General features: G+C 58.5%; 11 protein-coding genes. 5 read left to right on the forward strand and 6 right to left on the reverse strand.

Features of this window, described 5'->3' with window-relative positions:
* Window positions 1-168: 168 nt before the first annotated feature.
* Complete coding sequence (locus tag BN2476_RS39920) at window positions 169-537, forward strand: hypothetical protein (RefSeq protein ID WP_087739675.1); 369 nt, start codon at window positions 169-171, stop codon at window positions 535-537.
* Window positions 538-1,866: 1,329 nt separating this feature from the next.
* Here the strand turns inward: BN2476_RS39920 and BN2476_RS50030 are convergent.
* Window positions 1,867-2,211 carry a hypothetical protein gene (locus tag BN2476_RS50030; RefSeq protein WP_235851174.1) on the reverse strand — a complete coding sequence of 115 codons (345 nt, stop codon included), beginning with the start codon at window positions 2,209-2,211 and terminating at the stop codon, window positions 1,867-1,869.
* 86 nt (window positions 2,212-2,297) lie between these two features.
* Entirely contained in the window at window positions 2,298-2,600 is a 303-nt protein-coding gene (locus BN2476_RS48850) for a hypothetical protein (protein ID WP_235851175.1), read from the reverse strand.
* Window positions 2,601-3,106: 506 nt separating this feature from the next.
* On the opposite strand from BN2476_RS48850, the gene BN2476_RS39950 reads away from it, so the two are divergent.
* Both BN2476_RS39950 and BN2476_RS46065 read left to right on the forward strand, forming a co-directional pair.
* Window positions 3,107-3,310 carry a hypothetical protein gene (locus tag BN2476_RS39950; protein ID WP_143811163.1) on the forward strand — a complete coding sequence of 68 codons (204 nt, stop codon included), beginning with the start codon at window positions 3,107-3,109 and terminating at the stop codon, window positions 3,308-3,310.
* Window positions 3,311-3,339: 29 nt separating this feature from the next.
* On the forward strand, window positions 3,340-3,516 hold the full coding sequence (locus BN2476_RS46065; RefSeq protein WP_143811164.1) for an FmdB family zinc ribbon protein: 177 nt from the start codon (window positions 3,340-3,342) through the stop codon (window positions 3,514-3,516).
* Between the two features lie 115 nt (window positions 3,517-3,631).
* Here the strand turns inward: BN2476_RS46065 and BN2476_RS39955 are convergent, their stop codons facing one another.
* The gene (locus BN2476_RS39955; protein WP_087739679.1) at window positions 3,632-3,955 is read right to left on the reverse strand and encodes a hypothetical protein; all 324 of its coding nucleotides are present in this window, start codon (window positions 3,953-3,955) and stop codon (window positions 3,632-3,634) included.
* Between the two features lie 1,107 nt (window positions 3,956-5,062).
* Here BN2476_RS39955 and BN2476_RS39965 point away from each other — a divergent pair.
* Both BN2476_RS39965 and BN2476_RS50110 read left to right on the forward strand, forming a co-directional pair.
* Window positions 5,063-6,331: an IS256 family transposase gene (locus BN2476_RS39965; protein WP_087739681.1), complete on the forward strand. Its 1,269-nt coding sequence runs from the start codon at window positions 5,063-5,065 to the stop codon at window positions 6,329-6,331.
* 655 nt (window positions 6,332-6,986) lie between these two features.
* Complete coding sequence (locus tag BN2476_RS50110) at window positions 6,987-7,229, forward strand: hypothetical protein (RefSeq protein WP_500045042.1); 243 nt, start codon at window positions 6,987-6,989, stop codon at window positions 7,227-7,229.
* Between the two features lie 549 nt (window positions 7,230-7,778).
* Here the strand turns inward: BN2476_RS50110 and BN2476_RS39970 are convergent.
* The 3 genes from BN2476_RS39970 to BN2476_RS46075 all read right to left on the reverse strand — a co-directional run bounded on the left by BN2476_RS39970 (window position 7,779) and on the right by BN2476_RS46075 (window position 9,808).
* Window positions 7,779-8,072, reverse strand: a complete 294-nt coding sequence (locus BN2476_RS39970; RefSeq protein WP_087739682.1) for a GYD domain-containing protein — start codon at window positions 8,070-8,072, stop codon at window positions 7,779-7,781.
* Window positions 8,073-8,125: 53 nt separating this feature from the next.
* On the reverse strand, window positions 8,126-8,770 hold the full coding sequence (locus tag BN2476_RS39975) for a hypothetical protein (protein WP_235851176.1): 645 nt from the start codon (window positions 8,768-8,770) through the stop codon (window positions 8,126-8,128).
* A 189-nt stretch (window positions 8,771-8,959) separates the two neighbouring features.
* Window positions 8,960-9,808 (reverse strand): hypothetical protein, encoded by an 849-nt coding sequence (locus tag BN2476_RS46075; RefSeq protein WP_143811165.1) that lies wholly within the window; start codon window positions 9,806-9,808, stop codon window positions 8,960-8,962.
* Between the last annotated feature and the right edge of the window lie 1,061 nt (window positions 9,809-10,869).

Genomic DNA, 10,869 nt, shown 5'->3' on the forward strand with positions numbered 1-10,869 from the left:
TCTTGCGTCGCATTGTCAGTGCCGTGAGCTGTTCTCGTTCCGACGCACTCAAGACCAGTGGCGCTTTCGGTCTTCCTCTCATCATTGCCTCGCTCAATTGCGAACCCTGCAAGCCAGGTTAGTACATAACGCAAATAAGGCAATCATTTTTTAACTCGGGATACTAGCGTGCAGGACGGTTATGCTCGGGCTGGTGAACTTATCGGTGCGGACTTGACTGATACTGCGACTCTGTGGGGTGATGCTGCCGACTCGGATACCTCGGTACAGGTCATCGTGGCGGACGACAGCCTTACAGACGACGCTATCTCGCGAGGATTTTTCAAGGTCACGCTCGAGCTCGAGAACACGAGACTGGAACGGGTACTAGCGGGGAAAGCGGTACTCAATGCGTATGGCAGCCCGCCTTCCGACATCAAGGAGCAGGTCAAAACGCTCAAGGCCATGCGCGAACGTGTCAGCTTTATCAGCGCTGGAGACGCGTTTCAGTGGTTCGAGGAAAACACTGGCGGCTCACCGTTTTCACTGGAGAGCTAACGCCGGTTTGCGGTCAGGAGCGTAGCCGGAGAAAAAGCTTGCGAGCCAAGCGCGTTCCCTCAGTCCGGCCACGCGCCGAAAGGCCTTCTGGATGCCCGCCCATCCGCCGGAGCGCAACCTGCCGCTCAATAGCTGCAACTGGTCAAGGCGTCGCGGGATTCACGTTCCATGTGTGCGCTTTGATACGCAACGTAGAGCCTGCCATCTGTGCGATGAGCAGGAAGTTTCCGCTGATGTCCATGGTCTGCTCGTCCGGTACGTTGATATTTCCCGTCCAGGTTCCGGACTCCCACGCTACAGTTCCATGCTTCCACCGGACTGGCGTCGTTAGCCGCAGCTGGCGCCGTTTCTTCCAAGGCGTCGCATTGTATCTCGGGAAGCCCAGTCCCAAACCAGCTCACCTTCTTCCGCATGTAGGCGACATACGCCTTCCAGCCGTCACGGTTGCCGTCAAAGAGGTCGTGCTGAACGGTTGACGCAAGCACCTTGCGGTTAAGGTCCGTCTCGAGCAGTTCCTTTGGCCACAGGAAGAACGCTGGAAACACGAGAGCCGAACGCGGCCACCGTCATCCCCGGTGCGACCATCCTAAGAACGCCGACGGATAGTGGCGGCACGCGCGGGTCGGTCGAACTGAAGACAGTCACGCTGCAAGTCGTTCCTCCAGGCGAGAGTCTGCGGCCGTAACGCCGTAGCGACAAACGAACCGGCACGCCATCGCAGTGCCTCCAGGACTCGACAGATTTTCGCCGAGCGTCTCTGGTTACGCTGCTTTCGACCCTTGATTCTCGCCAGCACACCACCTATTGTGGAAAGGTGCCATAACGGCACGAGAAATAAGGAGTACATCATGCCATCGCCCAGAAAGGCCTCGCCTGCTCACGCGGCTGAAGCCGAAATGTCGAGCAAGAAGAAGGTAGCCTCGCCGGCGAAGGCCGCCGGAAAGGCGCAGGGCGCGAAAAACCCTCAAATGACCAAGCAGCGACCCAAAAACAAGTCGAGAGCCTGAATTGGAAGCGCCCCAGAAACGGGGCGTTTCCATTCGGTGACGAAGAGCCTTCGTTGGCGTAAGCGTCGATTGTCAAAGAACCGTCTCGTCGGAGAGGGAGGCGGTAGCGTGCATGCCGGCACGGGCGTTTGCCAGAGACCTTCTTGCCCAGTATGTCTTTCCGGAGGACGCGATTCGCCGAAAGAGGTTGGTATCGGTTTATCGACTCTATCTTCGCGTCTTTGAGCAGTAGGGTCTTGTTTCCACCAACGATGACCGGACCGCTGCGGTCCTCTGGTTGCCTCCACGGCGTTACCCACTGTCGCTAACTGAACACTTGAGGTTATTGCTGCGCATGATGCTGGCCACCGGTGTCACGAGATTCCCGGCAGCATTGCGTGTGCTGACGCATCTTGAGCAAATGCACCCTGTCGGTTGACGATTCTGGTATCTCGGTGTACTGGGCGTAGAACCAGCCAGGCAAGACGGCGGCGTTGGAAGCGCCTTGTTGACGGCCGGACTTCGCGTTTGCGACCAGAATAAGGTCGGCACTTATCTCGAGACCGCCGAGCCCCGCAATCTGCCGTTTTATTGGAAATTCGGATTTGACGTGCTGCCCATCACGGAACTGCGAGAAGGACCTCCAGTGTGGTCCATGTGGCGCGAGCCGGCAGGGTGAATCTTGCATGACCCGAAGCTTCTCCAACTGAACCTTCCGGTGAAGTACGGCTTTGTTGTGGTAGTCGCTTTTTTTTGTTTTTACCGTGGCTTATTTCAAGTGACCGCGGGGACCGACGGGCCTTGTGCAGAGCAGGCGGCGGCTACCTGCGCAACGGGCCGCTCTTGGGTTGGCCTCAGGCCGGCGGTGGTAGGCGGAAACACACACCAGCTGCCGTCGTCGTGACGAAAGAAAAACAATTCGCGTACTCCACCTGCTGACGACGTCTCGACGCGCACATAACGTCGCCGTCCAAGTCGCGTACGACCGAATTCGGTCACATGAACCGGTGTCGCTGAACCCGGCGCGAGCCATTTTTCGACCTGACGACGCAGTGACTGGTCATTTACGTTTCGCACGTTTCCCTCCAGCAAGTCTGAAGGCGACCGCCGTTGGCGGGTTGTCGCTGACGATTTCGCGCCTCATCTCATCAACGCGGCGGGCGACCAGGATGTTGACTTTGGGCTTGTGAGTTCTGGAACGGAATATTTCGAGCGTGGATTGGCCGATACGGTGGGTCGGTGATGTCTAGCATCAATACCGTGTATGTGCCGTCGCTCGAGCACCGTGCTCGGGAACTGGCCGAGCTGGTGTTGCGCATCGCTCGCCGCGGAAATCAAGCGATTCAAGCTCAGGCTGTTGACGGGCCGCGCACTCGATGCCGCACGCAGGCGTGAGCAGCGGTGCTGTTTGCCGCCCAGGTTTGTCTGAAGTATCAGGGTCTGCCGAGCCCACCTTCCATGTGGGGATTTCATGTGCGCCTGATGCGCGCCGGGCGGCGCTAAACTGAGCGCGCTACCCGTCTGCCGTCCTGTCACGGGCACGGCGCCAACCTGGCGGGCAAGCTTGGGTGGGGGAAGGCACGATGTCGATTGAGAGAATCTGGGTGAGGGCCAGCCATACGGTGAGGAAAAACTCGCAGCGCACCTCCGGCCAGGTGGAGTTCATCGCACGCGTGCCAGCGCCCGAACAGGGCGCCAGCCTGACTGAGCGTGCAAGGCCGGCCGTGGCCCGTCGACTGCATGTGCCCGCGTCGAGCGTCGACATCGCCGGGCTCATCACTGACTGAACGTTAGCATTCAGGCAAGGAGCGGCATCATGAAAACCGACGAGCAGGTCCTCTACGTCTATCGGTGCAAGGCATGCGGCCATGCTGGCGATGTGTATCTCGACGATGATTCGCACGAGGGAGAACCGGGAAATTGCGATTCGTGCGGCGAACCCGTTGTGCTGGAATTGGATGGCGGCGTGCGATTCGTTCGCGGAAGCCAGTAGCCTCAGGCTGCGGCGCGCCAAGCGACCGTGATTTTGCCGGCCATCGCACGGCAGGGGCTTTCGCGGATGAGGCAAGCTAATCCGCGAAAGCCTCCACCGTTTTCGACTTCTTTGTTTAGTGGCCGTTGTCGACGTTGCATTGGGGCAGATGACCACAGCTAGCCCATCCCGAGCGGATTAAGCCACCGCTTGCACTGGTGCTTCCGGACACACCGCCATACCCGGCTGTGCTGCTTTCGATTTTGCCGGACATCGCATCCAGCGGGCTCGGGACAGGGTCTCCGTGGTACGTCATGCCGGCGGTCGCCGCGCCATGGGCGTTGCCTCCGCCACTCCCACCGTTGCCGTTGCCGCCACCCATTGCAAATGCGGCTCCCGACGCACAGATTGCAGCAACGATGCCGCAGGGCAGGACGATTTTCAATGTCAGATGCTTCATGATTTGTCTCCTGGAAGTTCGACACGCCTGGGTCGGGTCGAGACTCCATGTGCCGCTATCGACGGACCGGTTGCGTAGCGGCGGTACACAAACGGTGGATTCACCCCGGAAACGCGGACGCTTGCGGCGTGAACACCATGGGAATACGTGTAAGTCGCAGACCGCTGTCCTAAATGACACCGCCATTGCGCGATTGACTCAACGAGAAGAGTGCCTCTAATCGCACAGGCCGACTGCGCTGCGTTTGCTGCATATACGGGCGACTCGGCCGGTTGGATGCAACTGTGGCGTGGCGGCGCCGGCGTGAGGGTGCATTCGAGGGTTGGGTGGACTGTTTCCGGCCTGTGAGAAGCAAGAAGAGCTCGTGGAGAGGCCGTCAACTTACTCGAGGCCATCGGTCAGATTGCTCTCGATGAACTGGTTGAAATCAAGGACCTGGTCGAGAGCATGGCGACGCGCAGCGCCAGGCTTGGCGGGCCGCTGGCGCAGCAGCGTGTGCTGTGGTCGCCAAGCATACGCAGTTGCGCTATCGTTGAATCATGCAGTTCCCGGGAGCACCAACATGATGCGAGGATTTCGGTTTGGCGGGCCATGCGGCGGAGCCTTTGCGTTCGTAGGCCCTTTTTCCGCGTGGGGGCAGCCTTGGTGGGGGCTGAGGGAGAGCAGGGAGGCAGAGAAGCGTGCGGTCGCTGAGTACATCGAGTGGTTGAAGGCCGAGTTGCGTGAGGCGGAGGCGTACCAGAGAGAGCTGGAAGGTCGAGAACCGCCGTCGGACACGGCACGCTGACACGCAGCGTGAAGAGGCACCTCTGTGCGGTGGACCGCGGTACCGTAAACCGACGATGCGCGTCCGCAGGAGACCGCGTTATCGGACCGGTCGCGTCGACATTGTAGTCATAGCCTTCGTTGCGCTTATCCAGGCAAGGAATAACGCTGACACGGTCCTCATTGCTTACCAACGTCGGCTCAACCAAACGGCTGAGACCGTACAGCTTCAGGCAATTGCTTCGAAGTGGTTGCCTCGCCCTCGGCGATGCGCCGCATGCTGAGAGCCTGTCAGATTTTTAGTGTGCTGATGTCATGAGACGATAACGGAACTAACGTCCTATGACCGATGCAACTGTGACCAAGAAGAGCAAGAATCCGAAGGCACCGAAGCTGTTTCCCGATGAGCTGATCGATCAGTTGCTTGCCCAGGTTCAGGGCAAGGATGCCGAGTCGATCCTGGGCGAATCGGGGCTGGCCGGCCAGCTCAAGAAGCAACTGGCCGAGCGCATGCTCGCGGCCGAGTTGAGCCACCATCTGGAAGCCGAGACCGAGCAAGGCAGGGCCGGTAACCACCGCAACGGCACCAGCCCCAAGACGGTCCTGACGCCCAACGGCGAACTGAAGCTGGATATTCCGCGCGATCGACAGGCGACGTTCGAGCCGCAGTTGGTCGGCAAGTACCAACGCCGGCTGCCAGGTTTCGACGACCACGTGATCAGCATGTATGCGCGCGGCATGAGCGTTCGCGAGATTCAGGGCCATTTGCTGGAACTGTACGGGTTGCAAGTCTCGCCCGACCTGATCTCGACGGTCACCGACGAGGTGCTGGCCGACGTCGAGCAGTGGCAGCAACGGCCGCTCGAGGCCATGTATCCGATCGTGTACTTTGACGCGCTGCGGCTGAAGATCCGCGACGAAGGCACGGTCAAGAACAAGGCGGTCTATCTGGCGCTGGGCATCCGCGCCGACGGCCGCAAGGAAGTACTGGGTTTGTGGATCGAGCAAACCGAAGGCGCCAAGTTCTGGCTGAAGGTCTTCAACGAGCTGAAGAACCGCGGCTTGCACGACATCCTGATCGCGGTGGTCGATGGGTTGCGCGGCTTCCCCGAAGCGATCGAGGCGGTCTATCCGGCTGCCCAAATCCAGACCTGCATCGTGCATCTGATCCGCAATTCGCTGAATCTGGCGAGCTGGAAGGATCGCAAGCCGCTGGCTGCCGCGATCAAGCCGATCTATCAGGCCGCCACGGCCGAGGCGGCGGCAGCGGCGCTCGACGCCTTTGCGCAAAACGAGTGGGGGCGCAAATTCCCTACCGTCGCGGCCATGTGGCAGCGCCAATGGGAACAGGTAATCCCCTTCTTCGCCTATCCGCCCGAGGTGCGTCGAATCGTATATACGACAAACGCTATCGAGAGCATGCACATGCAATTGCGCAAGATCGTCAAGAACCGCGGCCACTTCCCGAGCGACGAAGCCGCCAGCAAACTGCTGTATCTGGCCTTGCGCAACATCGAAAAGGATTGGAAGATGCCGCCTATCACCTGGCGGCAAGCAGTCAATCAGTTCGCCATTCTGTTCGGCGAGCGATTCACCTCCGCCATCAGCTGAGATTTTTAACCGGCCTCAGCACACGAAATTCCTGACACGTCCCATGCTGACAATTGGCTGGGGGTTCTACGGCCACCGGCTCGCGCTGTACCCCATCCACTATCTGCAGTGCGACGAGGGTCGCAGCCGGCAGGCTTGGGCCGCCGATTCGGTTGACCCCTCGTCGATGCACAAGCCTGCCGCTTGCAGAGTCCCTTGCCGATGCGCCTGCGATGCGGGGCCATGGCGCGCCCCAACGTTCTTATGTTCGTCGACTTCGACTGGGTTGACGACCGGGCCTGACGGCCACTGCAAGCCTGGCGCGGTGGCTCGCCGGCGTGTCAAGGCTCGTCGTCCGTTGAGCTCGGCGCGATACGTGCGATTCCGACTGTGCGCATGATGAGTGACAACGCGTCGCGCATCATCCGCATCATCCGCATCAATCCGCGCGAGCCGAGGTGCTAACAAATGCTTCACGTGGCGCTGGCCGCCGCGTAGATGCGCCACGTGTTCTCAAAAAAAAGCACAATTGGCCCAGTACCCACGCCGACAAGTACTCGTCACCCGGCAAGGTACTGTGCGAGTTCGCGGAGGCCAGCATCTGGCTTCATGTTCTCGGGTGCTCGGAGCTCGGAGTAGTATGGGCATCTACACCTAGCCACCAGGAGGGGAGACGATGACTACCTGTCAGCAATGTGGTGGCCAAGGGAAAATCACGTGCGAAAAATGTGACGGGACGGGAAAGGTGCAGATAACCGAAATCGAGACTGTTTCAGACGTGTCTCACACGTCCAGCACCATCACGTGCCCGAAATGCGACGGAGAGCGGTGGCAGCTCTGCCCGCGATGCTACGGTTCCGGAGTCGTCCATGATAACGAGACCTCCGATTTTTTCGACCCCGAAGGCAGAGATACTTGACTTGCTCGTTCAGCTGGCTCGGCGCCAAGCATGCGCAATAATACCTTTCCGTCGACGGTCAGCGACAATGCGGTGTCGCCGTCTTCTGATGCGATGAGATGGACCAGCCCTGCTTCCTGTAGCGCAATGACATCCCGCGTTCAACGTCCGTCAAGACCGACACGTTGCGCAGGCGCAAGAGCGTCGCGAGCTCCTGCGCGCTCAACGTCAGGGGCTGCCTGTGACCACGATGCGTCGAAGGTCTGCCGTCATAGTCTTTTGCTTCCATGACCGTGTCGTTTCCGCAAGTTGTATTAGGGAGCCCCCACCCATCGGGCGACCAATGGTTTGAAAAACGAATCGTGGCCAATCCAAGCGACGATAGGGGAAACCATGCGGTTTCCAGCGTAACTTCCTGTAAGTGCTGAGGCGACCAGCGCCGGACGCCTCTACGAATGACATTGTTCTTCGTTGCAGCCAACGAGGACTGTCAGCGAACGCGCAAGCTGTTGGTATTTGTCCGCGACCAGTTGCCGCCCGTAGGCAGGCTTCACACTGGTCCTATTGCGCTCAAGGTAATTTGCTGAGGACTCCCTTAATCTCATCGAGCGAGAACGCACGCATAATCTGCGTGCGCACACTGCCCAGTGCGCCGAATGCCAGTCCAAGAGCGGTAATGGCTTCTTCGTTTGGGGCCTCGAAAAGGGATACGCCGTCGTAGGCGCCCAAAGTCCAATAGATGCCCTTCACGGTCACGCCGGCTTTCTGCGCCATCTCGTTCACTATGTCGGCTCGTTTCGCGGTGTCTTTCACTGTGCGGATGCCCTGGTCCGTGAACTTCCACAGGCTGATATAAGTTGCCACGATGCGTCTCCTATTCCACAGCTGGTTGCTTCCTGCGCCAAATGCGCAGTGTGTCAATATTTTTCCATCCAGTACTCGCCCTCGTACTTCGTGTCATTCAGGCTTTTTGACAGGTCGACGTTGGTCAAAACGCGCAATGTGCCCCGAATGCCACGCATCTTTCCTGTCCCCTCCGTGAGCACGAGGTTGCCCACGACAGTTCTCTTGCCGGTCCATTGACCGCCCGTTGCTTGCGCTACGCCTTCAGATCGACCAAAAATCTTGTCCCCATTCGCCATGTTGAAGACCGCGTAAGTCCAAACCGGGCCATTGCCACTCAAAGTGTCACTTTCGCCGCGTGTCCAGTAGTCTTTCACTGGTACACCAGCAAACGCAGGCGGGTCGTCCGGGAAAGTTCGATGAATCTCGAACAGGCGTATCGTATGGCCGGGCATGTCGCCGATGTCCAATGTGTGTTGCTCCGTGTACTTCGAATTCTGCTCAGGCACATGGAAGGCTATCCTGGTTCGCTGCGCAGCCTGTGACCAAGCGGTTGGGCTTGCAAGCAGCGCCGCGCAGAAAACAGAGAGCAATACTGTGACTCTACGCACGCGGATGTTTCTGCCTCGCGGAGCCATACTTCCTGATGCCGTTTTGACAAATGTGATGATTGCCGATGCCTGCGATGCTCTCGTGATAAGCGGGACCAGGTTTTTCATGGTGACCTCCAGACCAACCGTCTTTTGTGAGAACCGTAATCACGGAGCGTCCCACAACGAGAAATTTGCAGACTGGACGTGCATTCACTGCGCGCGACAGCTTGAATTTCCACGATGGCCTCCATCGAGGCAGGGCTTACTGACGCATAGGGCGGTGGCATACCAGCACCGCCCATCTTTCCAGCACTACTACCCGACCGGATGCAAATCAATCACCTCGGCTGGGAAGCTATCCAGGGAGACCCGGCTGTGTGAATTGCTCGTGACGGAAAGAAGGCCTGTTTCGCTGATTGTGCACCGGCCCCGGGTGCCGCTAGGAAGCCCATTCTGGGATAAGTAAATCGGAGTGAAAGGTCCGGTTGCCTGCGCCCGAAAGTTGGCGGTTTGCAGGCCGGGCGTACTTAGGAACGTCACCAGGTCGACGAACGGCTTGCTCGCCGACGTGACGTAGGTGACATCGAGAAACGAGTTTCCTAGGCATGCGCCGGAAAGCGGCAAGCTGGCATCACGAAGACCGAAAAAGACGTCGTTGCCCAAAAGTTGAGCCCCAAAGGAAGGCGTGACCACACCGTCCACAAGATGCAACGGGATTACCCAGGTGTTCGCATTCTGCGTGTAGAGCAACACCCTGACTTGGACGTTACCGCTGCCGTCCGAAAGCGGTTGCACGATGACCTTGCTGTTTTGTTTGTCGATTTTCGTACCCAATGCCCCGCCGAAGACGTGCTGGTTCTCCAAGTCTGCATAGTCGACTGTCGCGACGTAAATTGGGGGAGTCGGTGCGTTATGAAGTGCTACTTCACGGGAATTCCAGTCAACGAAGTCCGGTGTCGGCGGGAGTTGGCAGGTCACACTGCAGTTAATTGCAGTGCCCTGCACATTCAGCCAGTTGTCAATCGGGTAAATGGTCGCGGACCCTTGGGCACGGGCTTCCCGTGACAACAGGCCCAGACTGCCAAGAGCAGCGCCAGCAGCAACCCCGCATGCGGTCTTGAGCCAGCCACGACGGGAAAACAGGAGAGAACGAGCGTCTTTCATGACAGACCTCTCACATTCCAAAGCATGTTCTAGAGAAGGCCGGACCGTGTGGGCAGCACGCAAGGAGGTGCGGACGGCGGTAAACGCGGTGCCGGCGGCAGTGGCTCAACAAGTTGGCCTGAGGCATTCCTCAACCGCACGCACCGTGCGAATTGCTGTCTTCGCACCGCGTCGAATCGTGTGCAGGGCACATCAGCGTCTTCAACGCGTCCTGAACGAGCGAACTGTAAACTGTCCTGAAAACGGGCTGCGCTCCGGTTTCTTTGCTCGACTCGCGTCGAGTACATTTCAAGAGTCCGACAGTTAATGCATTTCGCATCACTCGTTATAGCTAGGGCGGCTGAAGACAAGCTGAAGCTGCTGCTTTGTTCCTGCTGTGCCAAACAGCAAGCGTTTTTTTGAGAGCAAACTTTTCTGGAAGCGTCCCACGAAAACAAAACTGGACTGGTTATTGAGAGCCTGTCGCTATTTCGCCGCCTTTGGCGACCCTCGTTAAGTCATAAGTTTGCACGGGCATTGGTGCAACGTGCGCACTCGGAGAATGCAGCTCTCGTCGTAGATAGTCTGAACCGTAACGTTGCTGCGAACGCGTACGTCCAAGCTCGACTCCAGTCAGGAAAGCTTTGCGATAACGGAACTTCCTGGACTTAAAGGTAGCAGCGACCCAAGAACAAGCTGAAGGCCTGAAATGGAAGCGCTCCCAAAAGCGGGGCGTTTCCATTCGGTGGTGAAACCCATAGGTTCGACGCACAAACATCGACTTCACATACTGCTAGTACCGGCAAGGGTGCCGACGGCGACTGGGCTCAATACAGCCAACGGTCGCCGCCTGGTTAATGCAATGCCGGTCATGCGATTTCTTGCATCACCGACGCAATGTGTCCATCAGGTGAGGGAGTGTCGGACGCATCTGACCTGCGGAACCCGCTCTCATTTCTTTATCGGTAAATTGCTGACCGTGGCTGCAACATCAATCACCACCGTGTTGGCCACGCGGTCATGCAGAGCTTGCTTTCGCGGATTGGACAGCACCCACAAAAAACCAGCGCCGAATGTTGAAA

Origin of the sequence: Paraburkholderia piptadeniae, assembly GCF_900007165.1 — a bacterium.
GTDB classification, from domain to species: domain Bacteria; phylum Pseudomonadota; class Gammaproteobacteria; order Burkholderiales; family Burkholderiaceae; genus Paraburkholderia; species Paraburkholderia piptadeniae.